Consider the following 19483-nt stretch of genomic DNA (forward strand, 5'->3'; position numbering starts at 1 on the left):
GCCGCCCCGCGACCGCGCCCCACACGCTCACTCGTGTGAATCGTTTCAGTTCTGCAACTCGCGTCGCAAACCCCGAGACGAGCGCCCGCAAATGCAGATCGCGTGTGGATAGGGGTAAAGAGGGGCGAGGGGCGAGGGGCGGCGCGTCAGCGCGCGCGCAGGCGCTGCGTGACCGCGTGCGCCTGCTCGAGCAGCACGCGGCCGATCTCGCCGCGGCGGTCGGGCCCGAAGCGCGACTCGACGCCGGTCGCGGACAGCGCCCACGCGGGCCGGCCCGCGGCGTCGAACACCGCGGCCGCCATGCCCCACGACCCCTCGACGATGAGCCCCGGGTTGACCACGTAGCCCGTCGCGCGCGCCGCCGCGAGGCGCGCCCGCAGCGGCTCCGCGGCGTGCGCGGGACCCCACGCGGGCACGAGGTCGGCCCGCGCGAGATACGCCTCGCGCTCGGCGTCGGGCAGCATCGCGAGGATCGCCAGGCCCGCGGACGCGACGCCCAGCGGGAAGCGGATGCCCTCGTACAGCACGTGCGAGCGCAGCGGGAAGGACCCCTCCTCGCGCAGGAGGCACACGGTCTCGTCGCCGCGGCGCGCGGACAGGAACGCGCACTCCCCCGTCGCGCGGGCGATCTCGCGGACCGCGTCGGCCGCGAGCGCGGTGACGTCGTAGCGCTCGGCGGCGACCGCGCCGAGGATGTACGCCTCGGGGCCGAGCACCCAGCCGCCCGCGGCGTCGCGGTCGACCAGCCCCTCGCCCGCGAGCGCCGCCAGGAGACGATGCGCGGTGGGCCGGGTGAGGCCCGCGAGCTCCGCGACGCGCGAGGTGGGCACGGGGGCGCCGGCGCTCGCCCCCAGCACCCGCAGCACCGCGCCGACGCGCGCCACCACCTGGGCTCCCTGCTCCGCCACGGCCACCCCCGCATCGTCCACTTTGTGGACACCTTAGGTCCGCTCGGCCACATCATGCACGACCGTTGACCCGAATTCCTTCTCAGGTCTAGCGTCCGTGGAATCCACGATGTGGTCAGACAAGGGAGTTTGGCATGGGGAAGCTCTACGCGAGCGCCGCGGCGGCGGTGCGCGACGTGGTGAGGGACGGGCAGATCATCGCGGTGGGCGGGTTCGGCCTGAGCGGCAACCCGACGGACCTCATCGAGGCCGTCCGCGACACGGGCGCGCGGGACCTCACGATCGTGAGCAACAACATGGGCGTCGACGGCAAGGGACTCGGGATCCTGCTCGAGGCGGGCCAGGTGCGCAAGGTGGTCGCGTCCTACGTCGGGGAGAACGGGCTGTTCGCGGAGCAGTACCTCGGCGGCACGCTCGAGGTGGAGTTCGCGCCGCAGGGCACCCTCGCCGAGCGGATGCGCGCGGGCGGTGCCGGCATCGCGGGCTTCTACACGCGCACCGGCGTGGGCACCCCGGTCGCGGAGGGCAAGCCCGTCGAGGTGTTCGACGGCGTCGAGTACGTGCTCGAGCGCGGCATCGTCGCCGACGTCGCCCTCGTCAAGGCTCACCGCGCCGACACGGCCGGGAACCTGCGCTACCGCTTCACGGCGCGCAACTTCAACCCGCTCGCCGCGATGTCGGGGCGGGTCACCATCGCGGAGGCGGAGAACGTCGACCCGCACGCGCTCGACCCGGACACGGTCGAGACTCCGGGGATCTTCGTGCAGCGGCTCGTGCGCTCGACGCCGCGGGTCAAGGACATCGAGCAGCGCACCACGAGGGAGGCCTGACATGGGGTGGACGCGCGAGGAGATGGCCGCGATCGCCGCCGAGGAGCTCGAGGACGGCCAGTACGTCAACCTCGGGATCGGCATCCCGACGCTGGTGGCGAACCACCTGCCGCCGGGCGTGACGGTGACGCTGCAGAGCGAGAACGGGATGCTCGGCATGGGGCCGTTCCCGATCGCGGGCGACGAGGACGCCGACCTCATCAACGCCGGCAAGCAGACCGTGACCGTCCTGCCGGGAGGCAGCTTCTTCGACTCGGCGACCTCCTTCGCGATGATCCGCGGCGGCCACGTCGACGCCGCGATCCTGGGCGCGCTGCAGGTGTCCCAGCACGGCGACCTCGCCAACTGGACCATCCCCGGCAAGCTCGTCAAGGGCATGGGCGGCGCGATGGACCTGGTCGCGGGCACCAAGCGCGTGGTGGTCATCACGGACCACGTCGCCAAGGACGGCACCCCCAAGATCGTCGCGGAGTGCACCCTCCCGCTCACCGGCGTGCGGGTGGTGAACCGCATCGTGACCGACCTGTGCGTGCTCGACGTCGACGACCGCGGGCTGGTACTGAGCCGCCTCGCCCCCGGCGTCACGTTCGAGCAGGTCGCGGAGGCCACCGCGGCGCCCGTCCGCGTGGAGGTGCCCGCGTGAGCGTCGTGATCGCGGGCTACGCGCGCACTCCCTTCGCCCGGTACTGCGGCGCGTTCGCGCGCATCCCCGCCACGGCGCTCGGCGCACACGCCGCGACGGCTGTCCTGGAGCGCGCCGGGGTGGACCCCGCCCGCGTCGACCGGGTGGTCGCCGGCCAGGTGCTGCAGGCCGGCGCGGGGCAGAACCCCGCCCGACAGGCGGCCATCGCCGCGGGCGTCCCGATGACCGTGCCGGCGTCCACCCTCAACGTCGTGTGCCTGTCGGGCACCGAGGCCGTCGCGCACGGCGCCCGCCTCATCGCGTCCGGCGAGGCGGAGGTGGTGCTCGCGATCGGCCAGGAGTCCATGACCCTCGCGCCGCACGCGTACGTGGGCTCGCGGATGGGGGTGCGCTACGGCGCGATCGAGCTGCTCGACACGCTCGCCGACGACGGCCTCACCGACGCCTTCGAGCGCCGCTCCATGGGCGAGTCCACCGAGGCGTTCTCGGAGCCGCTCGGGCTCACGCGCGAGGAGCAGGACGCGTGGGCGGCCGAGTCGCACGCGCGCCTGGCCGCGTCGGTCGCGTTCCAGGCCGAGGAGATCGCGCCCCTCACGCCCCCGCGGGCGGACGATGCGGTGGTCGCCGACGACGGCCTGCGCGTCGGCACCACGGTCGAGTCGCTCGGGCGGCTGCGGGCCGCGTTCGGCGGCCGCGGCACCATCACGGCGGGCAACGCGTCGCAGATCACCGACGGCGCGGCGGCGCTGGTCCTCGCGCGCGAGGGGCTCGTGGACGCGCCGCTCGCGAGGATCCTGTCGTGGGCGCTCGTCGCGGGGCCGGACGTGTCGCTGCACCACCAGCCCGCGGCGGCGGCCGAGGCGGCGCTCGCGCGGGCCGGGCGACCCGTCGCCGACCTGGCCACCGTGGAGATCAACGAGGCCTTCGCGGCCGTGGCCGTGGCCTCGACCGCGCGCCTCGGCGTGGACCCGCGCCTCGTCAACCCGCACGGCGGGGCCATCGCCCTCGGGCACCCGATCGGGGCCTCGGGCGCGCGCATCGTCGGCACGGCGGCGCGCACCCTCGCGGGCCTGGGCTCCGGGGCGCTCGGGGTCGCGGCGATCTGCGGCGGCGGCGGGCAGGGCTCGGCGGTGGTGCTCGAGGCGGTCTGAGGCGCCGCGTGCCAGCATGAGCGCATGAAGACCGTCGCGGAGAAGCTCCAGATCAAGCCGGGCGACGCGGTGCTGGTCGCGGGCGGCACGCCCGAGCGGCTCGCGCTGCTCGACCCGCTGCCCGCGGGTGCGGCGATCGGCGGCGACGCCCCGGCCGTCGCGATCCTGTTCGCGGAGGACCGCGCGGCGCTGGAATCGCTGCTCGCGGAGGCCGCGCCGCACCTGGCCGCGGCGCGTGTGCGGTGGATCGCCTATCCCAAGGGGAACCGCGCCGACATCAACCGCGACACCATCTGGGCGCTGGTCCAGGAGCACGGCTGGACGCTCAACTTCAACGTCGCCGTCTCCGACGTGTGGTCGGCGCTCAGGTTCAAGGCGCTGTAGCGGTCCGCCCCTCGAGCCAGGCCAGGAAGTCCTCCGCGGCGATCACGGGCTTGCCGTACTCGACCGCCTTGCGCGCCTTGCCCGACTGCGTGCCGCGCTCCGCGACGACCAGCACGTCCGTGCGGGTCTTGGTCACCGACGGCACCGGGACCAGCCCCGCCCCGGCCGCGAGCGCCATCATCGCCTCGCGCTCGATCACGCCGCCGGACGCCGGGGTCACCGTGCCGGTGAAGCACACCCGCGCGCCCGCCCCGAGCACCGACGCCGCGTCGGCCCCGCCCTCGACCTCCAGGTCGGCGGGCAGGATGTCCACCCCGAAGTGCCGCTCGGCCGCACGGATGCGGCCCAGCACCTCCGCGTCCTTGTCGAGCACGCGCCCCCATGCGCGGCCGAGCATCTCGGCGAGCACGCCCGCCGGGTCGTCCTCGGCGGACAGGTTGCCTCCGACGGTGAAGCCGGGGCCGCCGGACGATGCGCCCGTCACCCGCTCCTGCAGGTAGCCGCGCCCGCGCGGCCACACGGCGAACCGGGTGCCCGCCTCGCGTGCGTCCCGTCCCGGCCCGCCGAGCCACCGCTGCCCGGCGTCGCGCAACGCGCGGGCGCGCTCGAGCGCGGTCGGCGCGGCCAGCCCCACCCGCTCCCCCGCGTCGAAGGCGTGGGCGGGCAGCTCGATCCCCAGCGCCATCGGCTCGACCACGCCGTTGCGCTTGAGCTCGAAGTCGATCCACCCGAGCGTGCGGTCGATGCCGACGCCGACGGGCACCCGGTCGGCCAGCAGGGGCGACAGGCACGCCCACGCCTCCGCGAGCACAGGTGCGAGCTGCACGTCGCGCGTGCTCAACCCGAAATCTGCCTGCGCGCCGTAGAGGTCGCTCGTCGGGTTGACCACGGTGGTCGCCTCGTCACCGTCCTCGGTGACGACGGCGATCTCCACGGGCCGGGGGCGGTAGCGGTCCCCCACCTGGCCCACGGTCAGGGCGGCGAGGTAGACCAGGCCGGCCCGCGCATCGTCTCCCCGGCCCGTGCGGGCAGCGTCCAGGTAGCGGCGGACGCGGCCGTCCGTCTTGAGGTCGCGCGGCAGGACGTCGCGGCGCAGCACCAGGCCCTCGAGCGACGTGCACCTGCTCAGCGCGACGTAGAGCTGACCGTTGGCGAACGTGCCGCCGGTGAGGTCCACCACCACGCGGTCGAGGGTCTGGCCCTGGGCCTTGTGGATGGTGATGGCCCACGCGAGCTTCATGGGCAGCTGCGTGAACGATCCGACGACCTCCCGGTGGAGGCTGCCGCCCGCCACCGTCGGCCGGGCGATCTCCCAGGTGTACGGGCGCACGGCGACCTGGCCGCCGCCGCGCAGCTGCACGGTCACCATGGGGCCGTCCTGGTCCCGTCCCAGCAGCAGCACGCGCCCGAGCGTGCCGTTGACCCACCGGTCGGCAGGGTCGTTGCTCAGGAGCATCACCTGCGCGCCCACCGCGAGGTCGAGACTCCGCTCGGCGGGCAGCTCGAAGCCGTCGGTGTCCCCCGAGAGGCGGGCCTCGTAGGAGAGGACGGGGCTGGGCAGGCGCTCGAGCTCGTGGCGGTTGCGCGCCCGGACGATGCGGTTGGTGGTCGCGAGCGTGAGCCAGAACTCGTCGTGGGGAGGCTCGAAGCCGGGGTGGGTGCGCGCGTTGAGGGCGGCCCGCGCGCGTTCGAGCAGGGCGCCCTCGCGCACGGCGTTGAGGATGTCGACCAGCTCCATGTCCCCCACCTGGCGGAACACGGTCGCGAGCTCGACGACGGGGAACGCGTCGCGATCGAAGCGGCGCCCGGAGAAGAAGTAGGGGGTGCCGTAGTGTTCGTCGAAGAAGTCGACCTCGTCGTCGCGCACCACGGGAGGGAGCTGGTGGAGGTCGCCCACGAGGACCAGCTGGACGCCGCCGAACGGCTCGCCCGGGCGCGGGCCGAAGCGCTCGAGCGCGGCGACGAGCGCGTCGAACAGGTCGGCGCGCACCATCGACACCTCGTCGACGATGAGGATGTCGAGGCCCGCGAGGGTGTTCGCGAAGCGCGCCGGGTAGTAGCCGGGGCCGGTCACCATCGCGTCGTTGACGCCCATGGGGAAGGAGAACAGGCGGTGGATGGTGTAGCCGTCGACATTGAGCGCGGCGATGCCGGTGGGGGCGACCGTGACCGCGACGCGCTCGGTGGTGGCGAGGAAGTGCCTGATCAGCGTCGACTTTCCCGTGCCCGCGCGGCCCGTGAGGAACAGGTTGCCACCGTCGTGGAGGATCTCGAGGGCGCGCTCGAAGTCCTCGGTGATGTCGATGCGGTCCGGGGCGGACCGCGCTCCAAGGTCCCTCATGGGGGCTCACCCTAGCCGCGGGTGCCCATACGCTGGACGCGGAGCCACGCGTCAGCCGAGCGTGACCGGCGCCCGCACGTCGTCCTCGGGCAGCGCATCGGCCGTCGCCGTGACCTCCATCGCGACCAGCTCGACCGGCTCGCCGATGGTGGTGAGGAACGCCGTGTCCGCGGCGTCGCGGCCCGTCGCGATGCGCACGAGCGTCGAGCGCGGCGCGAGCGCGGTCGCGTCGACCACCAGCCACCGCCCGTCCACCAGCGCCTCCGCCACCGCGTGGAAGTCCATGGGCTCGAGGCCGGGCGCGTACACCGCCACCACGCGCGCGGGCACGTCGAGCGCGCGCAGCAGCGCGACGACGAGGTGCGCGAAGTCGCGGCACACGCCGCGGCGGGACAGCAGGGTCGCGGCGGCGCCGCCGGTCGGGTCCGTCGAGGAGCCGTCGTAGGTGAGGTGCGTGCCCACCCAGCTCGAGACCGCCGCGAGCAGCTCGACGCCCGACAGCCCCGCGAACTCGTCGGCGGCGACGGGGGCGAGCGTGTCCGACTCGCAGTAGCGGCTGGGGCGCAGGTACCGGAGCCGGTCGAGCTCGTCGACGGGGAGGTCCGCCGCGCGACCGTCGATGCGGGCCGCGTACCGCACCTCGACGCGCCCGGCCGTGGCGTCCGCGACGTGGAGCCGCGTGCCGTGCTGGTCCTCGAACTCGGTCACGTCGAGCGGGACGCCGTCCTGCGTGACGGTGAGGCTCTCCTCGGCGGCGGCGTGGGCCGCGGCGACGGCGAGCACGAGGTGGACCGGGCCGGTCGCGTCGAGGCTGAGGGAGGAGGTCACGTCACGGCGCATGGACGCATCGTCGCAGACCGAGCGGCGTCAGGTGCTCCACGGGTCGATGAGCGACAGCCCGGTGTCCGCGAAGTCCTGGACGTTGCGCGTGGCGACCGCGCACCCGTGCGCGGCCGCGGTCGCGGCGAGGTAGCCGTCCACCGTCTTCAACGGCCGGCCCGCGGCGCGCGCCCGCACCGCCATGTCCGCGTATCTGCGCGCGGCGTCCTCGTTGAACGGCAGGATCCTCGAGGGGAACAGGCCCAGCAGGCGGTTGAGCATCTCGGCGAGCCGATCCCTGCGGGCGCCGTCCGGGAGGGCTCCGATGCCGAACAGCAGCTCCGCAAGCGTGACGCTCGACAGGAACAGGGTGTCCGCCGACTGCGCGTTGAGCCAAGCGATGACGGAGGGGTCGGGCGTCGGCCGCATCGCCTCGGACACGACGTTGGTGTCCAGGACGATCACGGCATCGCCAACGGTTCCGCGGGGGGCCGATCGCCGCCATGCTCGAGCGCGTCCACGTCAGCGTCCGAGAGGTCGAGATCGCGGCCCAGCTCGAGGAGCGCGTCGCCGAGCAGGAGCCTTCGGGGCGGGACGAGCGCCGCCGCAAGGATCGCCCTCACCTCGGCCTCGGCGCTTCGCCCATGCTCGGCGGCCCTGGCTCGGAGGGCGCGATGCACCTCGTCGGGCACTCCTCGAACCGTCAACACCGCCACCGTGCACCTCCCGCGTCAATGACAGCACTTTACCGAAGTGCATGCAAACGGTCGAGGGGTTCATGACGATGGATCGAGATCCGACATGAAGAAAGGGGCCCGCCTGACGGCGGGCCCCTTCTCTCTGGTGGAGCTGAGGGGATTCGAACCCCTGACCTTCTCATTGCGAACGAGACGCGCTACCAACTGCGCCACAGCCCCTTGATGCCTGAATAGGTTAGCACCTTCGGGCGGGCCGCAAGTACACGCCTCGCGCCTCGTTCAGCCGCGCGGGTCCTCGACGTACGCGACGCGCACCACGCGCGCGGGAGCGCCGAGCGCCTCGACCGCGAGCATGCGCCCGGTGAAGCCGCCCGCGACCTCCGTGGACACGTAGCGGCCGTCGATCGCGCCCAGGGGGACGAACGCGTCGTCGCGGACGATGCCCGGCTCGAGCACGTCCGGACCCCCGCGGCCGTAGAGCTCGCGGCTCGGGGTCGAGCGGACGGCGAGCAGGTCGCCGTCGCGCGCGGGCAGCGTGGAGAGCGCCTGGTCGAACGGCCCGCTGACGGCACGCCCGCGCACCTCTCCCCCGACGCGCTCGACGCCGACCCAGCCGCGCGCGTCCATGCGGACGCTCAGGCACGCGTCCCCGCCGGCCACCTCGGCCGTCGCGGTGAACCCGATCGCGGGGACGCGCGCGCACAGCGGCGCGACCTGCTCTGCGTCGGCAGGCACGCGCATGGCGGACAGCGCGAGCCCGTCGGCCCCGGGCGTCGCGATCTCCGACGGCGCCACCCCGGGCGCGACCCACCGCGGGTCGAGCGCGGACCCGGCGAACGCATCGTCCCAGGACCGGTCGCGGTCGGGGACCTCGAAGCGGTCCTCGACCACGACGGGCCAGCCGTCGACCCAGTCGACGCCGGCGATGAAGGTCTCGCGGCCGTTGACGTGGAAGCCCGGGAACGCCCCGGCCTGGCGGATGCCCAGGTAGACCATGGCCCAGGTGCCGTCGGCGAGCTCGACCATGTCGGGATGCCCGGTGGCCTGGACGGGGTGCGGGAGGCTGCGGTGGCTGAGGATCGGGTTCGCGGGGTGCGACTCGAACGGGCCGCGCGGGTCGCGCGAGCGCGCGATGGAGACGCCGTGGCCCAGGTGGGTGCCGCCCTCCGCGACCAGCAGGTACCACCAGCCGTCACGCTCGAACAGGTGCGGCCCCTCGGTCTCCTGCATCGCGGTGCCGCGCCAGAGCTCGACCCGCTCGGTGAGGCGCTCGCCCGTGAGCGGGTCCACCTCCGCCTGGTAAATCGCCGACGGGCCGTGCCCGCGCCACGTCAGCAGGCACGTGCCGTCCTCGAGCCACGCGAGGTCGGGGTCGATGCCGGGGGTGTCGGGGACGTACACCGGCGCGGACCACGGCCCGGCCGGGTCCGACGCGTGCACGATGAGCTGGCCGCGGCCGATGTCGCGGATGCTCGTGGTGACCATCCAGAACAGCCCGTCGTGGTGGCGCAGCGTGGGCGCGAAGATGCCCATGCTCGCGCCGCCGATGCCGGTGGGAGCGTTGATCACCGCGGCGTCCTCGAGCGCGTGGCCCACGAGCTCCCACTCGACCAGGTCGGCCGAGCGGTGGATCGGCACCCCGGGCACGTACTCGAACGTCGAGCTCGCGAGATAGAAGGCGTCACCCACGCGGCAGATCGACGGGTCCGGGTAGAAGCCGGCGAGAACGGGCATCGTCATTGTTGCGTCTCCCAACATTCACTGAGGACTCCACTGTAGGGCCGCGCCGCATCGCCCCCGGACCGGCACCCCCAGCCGACTCACGCAAAAAGTTAAAGAGTTCGTCACAATCGCGCAATAACAACGACATTCGCGCCGCTTACCGTCGCTCCAAGGCCGCACGCCGAGGTGCGGCCCCCGCTCGACTGAGCCAGGCTTCGGGGAGGAGGTGCCGCCGTGTACGACGACGTCGATCCGTTCATCGGGACCGAGGCCACCTCGCTCCCCGCCCCCACGGGCCTCGCCGCGACCTGGTGGTGGCCCAAGCCGCAGGTCGGCAACACTCACCCCGGCGCGTGCTACCCGCTCGGCATGGTCTCGGCCTGCGCCTACTCGGGCGCCTACCCCACCGGCTACGGGCTGTACGAGCTCTCCACCGAGGGCCTGCCGAGCCCCATGCACGACCGCGCGCTCGCGTCCGGCTTCACGCACTTCCAGCAGTCGGGCACAGGCGCGATCCGCAAGTACTACAACTACTTCCGCGTCACCCCGATGCTCGAGCCGCTCGACGAGCTCGGCCGGACCTGGGACCTGATCGAGGAGCACGCCGAGCCCGGCCTGTACGCGGCGACGCTCGAGAACGGCATCGAGGCCGAGATCGTCGCCGGACCCAAGAGCGTGATCCACCGCTACCGCTTCCCGCGCCACCGCAACGCGCGCGTGGTGGTCGACATGTCCATCGGCGGCCTCACCATCCCCTACGGAGCGACCGTGCCGCTGCGCGCGAGCCTCGAGTCGGTGGAGCCCGGCATCGCGCAGGGCGAGATCGTGGTCGAGGGCGTGCCGCTCGCGGTCTACATGGAGTGCGACGCCGCCTCGTGGCGCCAGATGCTCTGGTACGACCACCGCCTCATGCCCGCCGGCCAGCGCCTCGACCTCGACTCGATCCGCCCCACCACGCTGCGGACCTTCGGCCTCATGTGGGCCGGCTCGTCGGAGGAGGGCCAGGAGGTGGAGCTGCGCATCGGCTTCTCGCTGCGCGGCGTCGAGCAGGCCAGGCGCAACCTCCACCGCGACCTGGGCGAGCTCGGCACGTTCGACTCGCGGCGAGCCGGCACGCGCGAGACCTGGCGCGGGCTGCTCGACGCGATCTCCGTCGAGACGGAGGACGACGCGCGCCGTCAGGTGTTCGCCACCGCGCTCTACCACTCGCTCATCAAGCCCTGCTTCGCGGCCGACGAGAGCCCGTTCTGGCAGCAGAAGGGCCCGTTCGTCTTCGACGTCTCCACCATGTGGGACATCTACCGCACGCAGCTGCCGCTGCTCACGGCGCTCCTGCCCCACCGCGCGGTCGAGCTCGCCAACGCGCTGCTGTCCATCTGCGAGCAGGAGGGCAACCTCCCCATCGGCTACCGCATGGCCCGCGGCTCCGACCGCTTCTCCCGCCAGGGCAGCGCCCTCGCGCACACCCTCCTCGCGGACCTCGCGCAGCTGGGCATCCCCGGCATCGACTGGGACTGGGCGCTGGTGCACATGCAGACCGACCTGCGCCGCACCTACGGCGAGGAGTTCCTGCTCCAGGGCCGCGCCGAGCCGCTCAGCCACACCCTCGACATCGCCTTCGGGTACTGGTGCACCGCGCAGGTCGCCTCCCTGCTGGGGGACGATGCGCTGGTCGCCGAGAACGCCCCCCTCGCCGATCGCTGGCGCAACGCCTTCGACCCGGCCACCGGCCTGCTGCACGCCTCGACGTACTACGAGGGCACGCGCTACAACTACTCGTTCCGGATCCTGCACGACATGGCGGCCCGCATCGACCTGGCCGGCGGCGACGCCGCGTTCGTGGGGATGCTGGACCGGTTCTTCGGCTTCGGCGCCGACCCGGTGACGCAGCCGGGCGAGCGTCCCGGCGTCGACGAGATGGCCGCCGGCTACGCGCTGGGCCGCTTCGAGGGCCTCAACAACGAGCCCGACATGGAGTCCCCCTGGGCCTACCACTACGCGGGACGGCCGGACCGGACCGCCGAGGTGGTCCACGGCATCGTCCACCAGATGTTCGGGCCCGGCCGCGGCGGGCTGCCCGGCAACGACGACTCGGGCGGCCTGTCCTCCTGGTACGTGTGGGCCTGCCTGGGGCTCTTCCCGGTCGCCGGGCAGAACCTGTTCCTCCTGCATCCGCCGGCGTTCTCCACCGCCCGGTTGCGCGTCGCGCGCGGTGACCTCACCATCGTCGCAGAGGGTTTCGTCGAGCCGACCCCCGGCGGACCCGTGCAGCACGTCCAGTCGGTGACCTTCGATGGAGAGCCCGTCACCGGCTCGTGGATCTCCGGATCCGACCTGCATCGTGGCGGAGAGCTCCGCTTCGTGCTCGGCGACAGTCCGAGCGACTGGGGGCGCACGCATCGTCCCCCCTCCGTTCCCCGGCCGTGGGCCACACCCGCGAAGGAGGCATCATGATCCAGCCAACCTCGAAGCGTCTCGTCATCGTCGTGCGCGCGGATCCGGTGATCTGCGGGCATTCGGGCGAGGCCCGCAACCTCGCGGAGGTCGCGCTCACGCGCGGCTTCGACGACGTGAGGATCGTGACCTGGCCGCTCGACCGTCTCGAGGAGACGGGGCTGCCGCTCAAGCCGCTCGACACGGTGCTGCCCTACTCCCCCGGGATCACGGTGGAGCGGCCCGCGCCGGTCGGCGGGTACAAGATCCCCGACGGGCGCTACCTGGCCGGCATGGTCGGGCGCCTGGTCGAGCTGTTCACCGACGGCGTGCCGACCGTCGCGATGTCGCTGTACCTGCACCCGCACACCACCGCGGTGGCCGATGCGCTGCGCATCGCCCGCTCCACGGGCCTGCCGGTGAACGTGGTCACCATCGCGGAGGCGGTCGGGTCGGACATCACGGACGTGGTGCGCTCGGCCGTGGACCACGGCGAGTTCGGGGCCGCGGCGGCGGTGCTGTCGACGTACCTCAGCCAGGACGTGTGCGTCGCGGTGTCGCAGTACACCAAGGACGTGATCGTGGCCTCGGCGGCGGAGCTGGACGCGATGTACGGCACCGCGTTCGCGGCGCAGTGCGAGGAGCGCGTGCGGATCTCCTACCCGGCGATCGACACGTCCGCGTACCTGTCCCTGGACGAGGCCGAGACCGAGGCGGTGCTGGAGGCGCGCGGCCTCGCGCGCGGCGAGTACGTCCTCTACCTGTCGCGGCTGCAGAAGGCCAAGGGCGTCGACGACCTCATCCGCGGCTTCGCGGCCTCCGAGGCGTGCGCGCACCAGACGCTGGTGATCGCGGGCCGCGGTCCGGACCTGCCGTACTTCCGGCAGGTGGCGCGTCGCACGGCCGCGAGGAACCGCATCGTGTTCCTCGAGGACGTGGGCGACGAGGAGAAGCCGCACCTCATGGCGGCGTGCAGCGCCTACGTGCTGCCCTCCAAGCCGGCACCGGAGTTCACGGAGACGTTCGGGATCGCCCTGGTGGAGAAGATGCTCGCCGGCGGCGGACCCGTGATCACGTGCGCGACCGGCGGCATCCTCGAGGCCGTGGGCGACACCGCCGTGGTGGTGCCGTCCGGCGACCCCTCGGCGCTGACGGTGGCGCTCAACGTGTGCGTCGCGGGCCTCGACGAGGCCGACCACGAGTGGTGGCAGGCGCGCGCCCGCGAGCACGCGATGCAGTTCGACCGCGTCAACGTGTTCGACCGGCTGTTCGCGCTGGTCGACGAGGTGGCGGGCGTGCCGGCGGCTGCGCGCATCGCGTAGGGCGTCGGCCTGACGGGCGGCGGGCCGCGGGCCGGGCTCGCCGTCAGCGCGGCGCGACCGCACCATCCGATGCCGCTCTGCGCAGCGGGGCGCGAAAGCCGCACCAACCGATGCCGCCGGCCGCGAGGGGGCCGGCCCCGCTCCGCGTCAGGCCGACGCGGAGCGGCGGCGGGCCAGGATCGCATCGAGCGATCCGGTGGCGGGGGCCTCCTCGACGGAAGGCTCCTCGGCGCGGTACGACGCGGCGGCGATGTCGCCGTCCTCGAGCGGGCGCGCCTGGCCCTGGCGGACCTGGGCCTTGAGCGTGTAGCTCGGGGCCGGCATCTCCCGCGGGCTCCACGCTGCCGACTCCTCGGCGGCCGGCAGCGACGGAGCCGCGGGCACCGCCGCGGGGGCCTCGACGGGCGCGGGCGCCGCGAGCGGCGCCAGGTCGGCCGAGGTGACGATCTTGATGGCCTGCGTCTCGACGTCGGACGGCTGCGCGTCGCGGCCCGCGGCACGCTCGGCCGTGACCTTGCGCAGCGCGTTCGTCGCGGTGGCGGCGGCGCCGACCTCGCGCGCGACGAGCGACAGGCGCGCGTCCACGCGACGCTGGGCGGCGGCCGCGCGGGCCCCCTGCACCAGCACGCCGGCGAGCAGCGCGGTGACGACCGCGCCCACGACGGAGGACATGACGCCGAAGCCGACGAGGGTCCAGGCGACCGCGGTGAGCGCCGTCATGCCGAGCGCGACGCGCGCGCGCCGGCGGGCCCGGGCGCGACGCTCCGCGAGCGCCGCGGTGCGGTCCTTGCGCATCGAGATGAGCTGGCGGTGGGCGGCGGTGGCGGCCTTGTCGATCGGGCCGGCCGGGCGCGACATGGCGTCGGCGCCGAGCGTGGCGATCGAGGCGCGGACCGCGCCGGTGACGAGCAGCGGCACCTCGCCCGAGTCGGACGAGGCGCGTCCCACGGGCTTCTCGACGCGCTCGGCGGTGGTCTTCACCACGCGCATCTCGGCGGAGTAGCGATCCTCGGTCCGGACCAGCGCGTAGTCGGCGCGCTCGCGGATCCGCTGGGGGATGACGTAGGCGAGCACCATGCCGAGGGCGATGATCGCGAGCAGTCCAGCGGGAGGCATGGCACGAACTTACGGCCGGGGCGCCCATGAGACGTGGAACACACCCGGCGTGTCAGCCCTCGTCCCCCCAATATCGTCCGGTACGAGGCTCGTCTTGAGTCCGCGCGAAGATCACGTGGTCCCGCCAGGCGCCGTCGATGTAGAGGTACGAGCGCCGCACCCCCTCCTCCGTGAAGCCCAGCTTCTCGGCCACGCGCCGGCTCGCCGCGTTCTCGGGCCGGATGGCGATCTCGATGCGGTGCAGGCCGGCCCGGAAGGCGTGGTCGAGCACCAGGGCCGATGCGCGGGTCACCGTGCCGCGGCCCGCGTGCTCGCGCGCGATCCAGTACCCCAGGGAGGCCGAGCGCTGCGCGCCCCACTGGATGCCCGCGACGGCGACCCTGCCCACGAGCGCGCCGTCGACCTCGATCGCGAGCGCGATCGACTCGAGGTCGCGGCGCTGGCGCCGCTCGAGACGCACGAAGGACCGGAACGACATGTCGGGCGCCTCGCCCTCGGGCGGCACCGACGCCTCCCACGGCTTGAGCCACTCGCGGTTCGCGGCGCGCAGCGTGAGCCAGGCGGACTCGTCGCGGGCATGCAGCGGTCGCAGCCGCACCCCGGGCGCCTCGAGCACGAGGTCGCGGGGCATCAGTCGTCCCAGACGGTGCAGCGCATGACGTCGCCGGCGCGCACCTCCGTGGTGGCGGCCTCGACCCACGCGATGCCGTCGGCGTCGCCGAGCGCGGCGAGCGTGACGTCGCCGGGCTCGCACGCGGGCGTCGCGGTGACGGCGCCGGCGGCGTCGAGGCCCAGCCTCACCGGCACGGCCTGCGTGACGCCCGCGGGCGACGGCCACCCGCGGTCCAGGCGCGCGCGCACGCCCGGCCGGATCACCTCGGTGAAGCCGCACATCTGGCGCAGCGCGGGGCGCACGTACGCCTCGAAGGCGAGCGCGGCGGCCACGGGCGATCCGGGCAGGGCGATCGTCGGCACCTGGCGCGCGCCCTCCTCCCCCAGCAGCGCGAACGCGTGGTGGGGGCCGGGCTCGAAGGCGAGCGCCACATCGTCCACCGTGCCCAGGTCGCCCAGAACGGACACGACGGTGTCGTCGACGCCGTCGGACAGGCCGCCGGTGACGACGAGGAGGTCGGCGCGGACCAGCTGGTCCTCGAGGGCGGTGCGGAGCGTGGGGCGGTCGTCGGGGATGGGGCCGACGCGGAACGCGTGGGCGCCGGCGTTGCGCGCCGCGACGGCCACGAGGTGCGCGGTCGCTTCGGGCACGCCGGGGCGGCCCGAGCCCGGGTCGACGAGCTCGGAGCCGGTGGCGACCACGACCACACGCGGGACCGGGCGGACGGTGAGGCGCGGGTGTCCCAGCGACGCGGCGAGCGCGAGCTCGCGCCCGCCCAGGCGGCGGCCGGCCGGGACCAGCGCGCGGCCCGCCTCCGCGTCCGCGCCCGCGCGGCGGATCCCCGCACCCGCCTCGACGGGCTCGAGGACCGCGACACGGGCGACGCCCCCGTCGGTGGCGCCGAGCGGGACCACCGCATCGGCCCCGGCGGGCAGCGCCATGCCCGAGGCGACGCGCGCCGCGGTGCCGGGCAGGTGGCGGCGCGGGCCGCGATCGGCGAAGGAGACGTCGTGCGCGACGGGCAGGACGGCGGCGCCGGCGGCATCCTGCGCGCGGACCGCGTAGCCGTCCCACGCGGCGACGTCGTGGGCGGGCAGGGGCGCGGATGCGACGAGCGGCTCGACGAGCGTCGCGCCGGCGGCGTCACCCACGAGCACCGACAGCGGGGGGATCGGGGCGAGCGCGCGCGTCACGGCGTCGCGGTGCTCCTCGAGGGTGCGGCTCAGCAAGGGAGGCCTCCGGCGGGATGCATGTGCCGAGCCTAAAGCCTGCCGAACAACTATCGATGGCGATCGAGACGGCTGAGGAGTAGGCGGATCTGAGACAGTGTCACGAATGCGTCGTGGGCTTTGAGGGTGGGCTCGTCCTGGCGCAGGAGGCGTCGGTGGCGGTTGATCCAGCCGCTGGAGCGTTCGACGACCCACCGGCGTGGTTGGACGATGAAGCCACCGGCAGGCTTGGGGCCCGAGGCGATCTGAAGCCTGATTCCGGCAGTTGTGGCAGCTTCGGAGGGTGCTTGCCCGGTGTAGCCCTTGTCGGCCAAGAAGTGCGCCGCTGATGGGCGCGGTCATGGGCCGGGACGGAGAGCGCGCTTATCCGCGACCAAGCGGCGTCGGCCAGGTCGGACGGGTACGAACGGCGCACGGACCCTTCACACGTGCACTTTCGTCGTGACCATGTCTGACATTCCAGCCGCTGTCAGTGGTGGCCAGTAGCGTCGTTGTCGTGGCCCGGCATACTACGTTCCAGCTGGTGGCTGACCCCACCGCGGAACAAGCGCGTGCTCTGGCCCGGCACGAAGGCGCCGCCCGGTTCGCGTTCAACCAGGGCCTACGGCTGCACCTGAACGCCCGCCGAGCGGTCAAGGAGGGCACCGCGAGCGCGGACGGCGACCGTCACACCGACCCGGTGAAGGTGCCGTGGACCGGGTTCGACCTGATCAACGCGTTCAACGCGTGGAAGAAGACCGCTGACGCGGGCCGCCGCTTCGTCGTCGACAGCTCGGGTGTCGCCGAGTTGGAAGTTACCGGTCTCGCCTGGCGCTCGGAGGTGTCCGCGCAGGTCTTCGAGGAAGCCGTTGTCGACCTCGGCAGGGCTTTGAAGGCGTGGACCGACTCCCGGCGCGGCAAACGCGCCGGACGCACCGTCGGGCACCCGAGGTTCAAGCAGAAGAGCCACGAGCGCGGCTCGTTCCGCGTGCGCAACAAGGTTTCCCGCACGAAGAAGGGTCAGCGGTCCACGATTCGTCTCGGCGAACGCGGTCCCCGGTCGGTGACGCTGCCCGGGATCGGGGCCATCCGCGTGCACGACGACACCCGGCGGTTGCGTCGAATGCTCGACAAGGGCCGGGCACGGATCGTGTTCGCGAGTGTGTCCCGGCGCGGCGGCCGATGGCGAATCAGCGTGAACGTCGAGGCCGCCGAATTCCACCCTGAAGCCCAGCATCCTGCCCGCGACCATGCCGACCTCAGCGGGTGGGCCGGCGTCGACCTCGGGCTGCACGCACCCGTCGTCATCGCCCTGGCCGATGGCACCCAGACCTTGCGCATCGACGAAGCACCCAAGGCGATGCGTGCGGCGCAGCCCATGACCCGACGCCTGAGCAGATCCGTATCCCGCAAGGTCAAGGGCTCCGTCAACCGGCGGGCCGCCGTCCAACGGCTCGCTCGTCACCATGAGAGGATCCGTGCCCGGCGTCACCACTTCCTACACCAGGTCTCGAACCTGTCGGTCAAGACCCACGATCGGCTGGTTATCGAAGATCTCAACATCACCGGGATGCTCGCCAATCACCGGCTTGCCGCCGCCATCTCGAACGCCGCCTGGGCCGAGCTCGCCCGCCAGATCACATACAAGACGGCTTGGCGCGGCGGGCGCGTCCTCGCAGCCGACCGGTGGTTCCCGTCATCGAGAACCTGCTGCGCCTGCGGGCGCATCAACACCACGCTCACCCTCGCAGACCGCGTCTTCGCCTGCGACGGCTGCGGGAACGCCATCGACCGCGACCTCAACGCAGCGGTCAACCTCGCCGCCTGGGGCGACAAGCACGCCTCCCAGGTCCTGGACCCCGAAGCACGAGGCCAGGTCACCAACGCCCACCGACGGGCAGGCTCTGGCCGATGCACCCGCGTCGACGAAACCTGCCTGGACGACGTGGGAACCCTCACCGCCCCAGCGGCATAGGGACGTCCGAGAAGGACGCTGCCAACAGCCTCACCGAGGTTGTTCGGCAGGCTTGAAGGACATGCCCCAGGGTGGACCAAAGATTTACCGAACTTTGGCACAATGGGGCCCATGACGGCGATGTCCGACGGTCCCCTCCGCGCCCTCGAACCGGACGAGGCGAAGGCGCATCTGCGGGCCGAGATCCGACGCGAACGGCTCCAGCGGAGCGAGAGGCGGCGCCACGAGGCGGCCGCCGCCCTTCGCGACCACGTGCTCGCCCTGCCGGCGATCCAGGAGGCGCGCTGCGTGTCGGTGTACGCGTCCCGCCCGCACGAGCCCGGCACCGGCCCGCTCATCGAGGCGCTCCACCGGCGCGGCGTGCGGGTGCTGATCCCGCTGCTCGGCGACGGCCTGCAGCGCGGCTGGGGCGTCTACCGCGGCATCGAGGACCTGGTCGAGCGCGCCCCCGGCCGCCCGCCCGAGCCGAGCGGCGACTTCCTCGGCTCCGCCACGCTCGCCGAGGCCGACGTCATCGTGGTGCCGGCCCTCGCCGTCGACACCACCGGTACCCGCCTGGGCCAGGGCGGCGGCTGGTACGACCGCGCGCTCATCGAGGCCCGTCCGAGCGCGCCGGTGATCGCGCTGACGTTCGCGAACGAGGTCCGCGACGGCTCCGGCACGCCGCTGCCGCGCGAGCGGCACGACCTCGGCGTGGACATGGTGATCACGCCCGAGGGAGCCCACCGGCTTCCCGCGTAGAATGGCCCGCATGCCTACCTACTCCTACGCGTGCACCGCGTGCGACCACGCGTTCGATGCGGTGCAGTCCATCCACGATCCGGCCCTGACCGAGTGCCCCGAGTGCGCGGCGCCGGTGCGCAAGCGCTTCGGCTCGGTGGGCGTCACGTTCAAGGGCTCGGGCTTCTACCGCACCGACTCGCGCTCCGACTCGAAGGCGTCCAGCTCGTCCTGACGCCCGGATGACACGAAGGCCCGCGCTGCTGCGCGGGCCTTCGTCATGTCCGGGGCGCGATCACCAGTGCGGGGGCTTCTCGCGCTTGATCTCCTCGTCGCGGCTCGAGCCGCCGTGGCCGCCGCCCCAGCCCTCGTCGAGGTCCTCGCTCGCGCGCGTCGGGATGAGCGGGCGGCCGGAGCCGCGGGCGGGGCGAAGCGCGGGCGCCGCGGGGGACGATGCGTCGGGCGCGTCCTCCTCGTCCGAGGACTGAGCGTCCCCACCGGGCTCCTCGGCGGCGTTCTCGGAGGACTGAGCGTCCCGAGCGGCGTCGTCGGCGGGGGCAGGGGCGTCGGCGGGGGCAGGGGCGTCGGCGTCGGCGGGGG

General features: G+C 73.5%; 19 protein-coding genes, 1 tRNA gene and 1 pseudogene. 9 read left to right on the forward strand and 12 right to left on the reverse strand.

What is annotated here, in order from left to right; all coding sequences use genetic code 11:
• Positions 1-146 precede the first annotated feature (146 nt).
• Positions 147-929, reverse strand: coding sequence for an IclR family transcriptional regulator (locus AOM04_RS02780; protein WP_228373592.1), 783 nt, complete (start codon positions 927-929; stop codon positions 147-149).
• A gap of 113 nt (positions 930-1042) precedes the next feature.
• Between AOM04_RS02780 and AOM04_RS02785 the strand changes: the two genes are divergently transcribed.
• The 4 genes from AOM04_RS02785 to AOM04_RS02800 are packed head-to-tail and all read left to right on the forward strand — an operon-like array spanning position 1043 to position 3916.
• Positions 1043-1738: a CoA transferase subunit A gene (locus AOM04_RS02785; RefSeq protein ID WP_062461895.1), complete on the forward strand. Its 696-nt coding sequence runs from the start codon at positions 1043-1045 to the stop codon at positions 1736-1738.
• Position 1739: 1 nt separating this feature from the next.
• Positions 1740-2381: a 3-oxoacid CoA-transferase subunit B gene (locus AOM04_RS02790; RefSeq protein WP_062461898.1), complete on the forward strand. Its 642-nt coding sequence runs from the start codon at positions 1740-1742 to the stop codon at positions 2379-2381.
• A complete protein-coding gene (locus AOM04_RS02795) occupies positions 2378-3532 on the forward strand; it encodes an acetyl-CoA C-acyltransferase (RefSeq protein WP_062461901.1) in 1155 nt (384 codons plus the stop codon). The genes AOM04_RS02790 and AOM04_RS02795 overlap by 4 nt, the downstream gene beginning before the upstream one ends.
• 24 nt (positions 3533-3556) lie before the next feature.
• Positions 3557-3916: a hypothetical protein gene (locus AOM04_RS02800; RefSeq protein ID WP_062461903.1), complete on the forward strand. Its 360-nt coding sequence runs from the start codon at positions 3557-3559 to the stop codon at positions 3914-3916.
• On the opposite strand, the gene AOM04_RS15070 is transcribed toward AOM04_RS02800, so the two are convergent.
• The 6 genes from AOM04_RS15070 to AOM04_RS02830 form a co-directional block, all read right to left on the reverse strand.
• The gene (locus AOM04_RS15070) at positions 3903-6257 is read right to left on the reverse strand and encodes an ATP-dependent DNA helicase (RefSeq protein WP_062461906.1); all 2355 of its coding nucleotides are present in this window, start codon (positions 6255-6257) and stop codon (positions 3903-3905) included. The two genes, AOM04_RS02800 and AOM04_RS15070, sit on opposite strands and share 14 nt — an antisense overlap.
• A 51-nt stretch (positions 6258-6308) precedes the next feature.
• Positions 6309-7097: a transglutaminase-like domain-containing protein gene (locus tag AOM04_RS02810; RefSeq protein WP_062461909.1), complete on the reverse strand. Its 789-nt coding sequence runs from the start codon at positions 7095-7097 to the stop codon at positions 6309-6311.
• A 27-nt stretch (positions 7098-7124) separates the two neighbouring features.
• Positions 7125-7541: a type II toxin-antitoxin system VapC family toxin gene (locus tag AOM04_RS02815; protein WP_062461913.1), complete on the reverse strand. Its 417-nt coding sequence runs from the start codon at positions 7539-7541 to the stop codon at positions 7125-7127.
• Positions 7538-7792, reverse strand: coding sequence for a FitA-like ribbon-helix-helix domain-containing protein (locus AOM04_RS02820; protein WP_062461916.1), 255 nt, complete (start codon positions 7790-7792; stop codon positions 7538-7540). Before AOM04_RS02820 ends, AOM04_RS02815 begins: the two co-directional genes overlap by 4 nt.
• 125 nt (positions 7793-7917) lie before the next feature.
• Positions 7918-7993: transfer RNA gene (locus tag AOM04_RS02825), tRNA-Ala, on the reverse strand.
• A gap of 60 nt (positions 7994-8053) precedes the next feature.
• A complete protein-coding gene (locus tag AOM04_RS02830) occupies positions 8054-9514 on the reverse strand; it encodes a glycoside hydrolase family 43 protein (protein ID WP_062461919.1) in 1461 nt (486 codons plus the stop codon).
• A 216-nt stretch (positions 9515-9730) separates the two neighbouring features.
• Between AOM04_RS02830 and AOM04_RS02835 the strand changes: the two genes are divergently transcribed.
• Complete coding sequence (locus AOM04_RS02835; RefSeq protein WP_062461922.1) at positions 9731-11950, forward strand: glycoside hydrolase domain-containing protein; 2220 nt, start codon at positions 9731-9733, stop codon at positions 11948-11950.
• Positions 11947-13251 (forward strand): glycosyltransferase, encoded by a 1305-nt coding sequence (locus AOM04_RS02840; RefSeq protein WP_062461925.1) that lies wholly within the window; start codon positions 11947-11949, stop codon positions 13249-13251. Before AOM04_RS02835 ends, AOM04_RS02840 begins: the two co-directional genes overlap by 4 nt.
• Before the next feature lie 147 nt (positions 13252-13398).
• On the opposite strand, the gene AOM04_RS02845 is transcribed toward AOM04_RS02840, so the two are convergent.
• From AOM04_RS02845 to AOM04_RS15105, 4 genes are read right to left on the reverse strand one after another with little or no spacing between them, the layout of a single operon-like run.
• Entirely contained in the window at positions 13399-14367 is a 969-nt protein-coding gene (locus AOM04_RS02845) for a hypothetical protein (RefSeq protein WP_062461927.1), read from the reverse strand.
• Between the two features lie 52 nt (positions 14368-14419).
• Positions 14420-14998 (reverse strand): GNAT family N-acetyltransferase, encoded by a 579-nt coding sequence (locus AOM04_RS02850; RefSeq protein ID WP_082104303.1) that lies wholly within the window; start codon positions 14996-14998, stop codon positions 14420-14422.
• Positions 14998-16209 (reverse strand): molybdopterin molybdotransferase MoeA, encoded by a 1212-nt coding sequence (locus tag AOM04_RS02855; RefSeq protein WP_062461930.1) that lies wholly within the window; start codon positions 16207-16209, stop codon positions 14998-15000. Before AOM04_RS02855 ends, AOM04_RS02850 begins: the two co-directional genes overlap by 1 nt.
• Before the next feature lie 50 nt (positions 16210-16259).
• A complete protein-coding gene (locus tag AOM04_RS15105) occupies positions 16260-16523 on the reverse strand; it encodes a transposase (RefSeq protein ID WP_082104304.1) in 264 nt (87 codons plus the stop codon).
• Positions 16524-16732: 209 nt separating this feature from the next.
• Between AOM04_RS15105 and AOM04_RS02860 the strand changes: the two genes are divergently transcribed.
• The 3 genes from AOM04_RS02860 to AOM04_RS02870 all read left to right on the forward strand — a co-directional run bounded on the left by AOM04_RS02860 (position 16733) and on the right by AOM04_RS02870 (position 19118).
• Entirely contained in the window at positions 16733-18163 is a 1431-nt protein-coding gene (locus tag AOM04_RS02860; RefSeq protein WP_156160573.1) for an RNA-guided endonuclease TnpB family protein, read from the forward strand.
• 111 nt (positions 18164-18274) lie between these two features.
• Entirely contained in the window at positions 18275-18904 is a 630-nt protein-coding gene (locus AOM04_RS02865; RefSeq protein ID WP_062461936.1) for a 5-formyltetrahydrofolate cyclo-ligase, read from the forward strand.
• A gap of 10 nt (positions 18905-18914) precedes the next feature.
• Positions 18915-19118 carry an FmdB family zinc ribbon protein gene (locus tag AOM04_RS02870; RefSeq protein ID WP_082104306.1) on the forward strand — a complete coding sequence of 68 codons (204 nt, stop codon included), beginning with the start codon at positions 18915-18917 and terminating at the stop codon, positions 19116-19118.
• Positions 19119-19178: 60 nt separating this feature from the next.
• On the opposite strand, the pseudogene AOM04_RS14760 reads toward AOM04_RS02870, so the two are convergent.
• Positions 19179-19483 (reverse strand): annotated as a pseudogene (locus AOM04_RS14760) (hypothetical protein); the annotation flags it as partial.

This window comes from Demequina soli (assembly GCF_000971195.1).
Lineage (GTDB): Bacteria > Actinomycetota > Actinomycetes > Actinomycetales > Demequinaceae > Demequina > Demequina soli.

Coding starts and splice junctions, on each gene's coding strand:
- AOM04_RS02785 (WP_062461895.1), top strand. CDS start 1,043: ATGGGGAAGCTCTACGCGAGCGCCGCGGCGGCGGTGCGCGACGTGGTG.
- AOM04_RS02840 (WP_062461925.1), top strand. CDS start 11,947: ATGATCCAGCCAACCTCGAAGCGTCTCGTCATCGTCGTGCGCGCGGAT.
- AOM04_RS02810 (WP_062461909.1), bottom strand. CDS start 7,097: ATGCGCCGTGACGTGACCTCCTCCCTCAGCCTCGACGCGACCGGCCCG.
- AOM04_RS02870 (WP_082104306.1), top strand. CDS start 18,915: ATGCCTACCTACTCCTACGCGTGCACCGCGTGCGACCACGCGTTCGAT.
- AOM04_RS02800 (WP_062461903.1), top strand. CDS start 3,557: ATGAAGACCGTCGCGGAGAAGCTCCAGATCAAGCCGGGCGACGCGGTG.
- AOM04_RS02850 (WP_082104303.1), bottom strand. CDS start 14,998: ATGCCCCGCGACCTCGTGCTCGAGGCGCCCGGGGTGCGGCTGCGACCG.
- AOM04_RS15070 (WP_062461906.1), bottom strand. CDS start 6,257: ATGAGGGACCTTGGAGCGCGGTCCGCCCCGGACCGCATCGACATCACC.
- AOM04_RS02790 (WP_062461898.1), top strand. CDS start 1,740: ATGGGGTGGACGCGCGAGGAGATGGCCGCGATCGCCGCCGAGGAGCTC.
- AOM04_RS02845 (WP_062461927.1), bottom strand. CDS start 14,367: ATGCCTCCCGCTGGACTGCTCGCGATCATCGCCCTCGGCATGGTGCTC.
- AOM04_RS02865 (WP_062461936.1), top strand. CDS start 18,275: ATGACGGCGATGTCCGACGGTCCCCTCCGCGCCCTCGAACCGGACGAG.
- AOM04_RS02830 (WP_062461919.1), bottom strand. CDS start 9,514: ATGACGATGCCCGTTCTCGCCGGCTTCTACCCGGACCCGTCGATCTGC.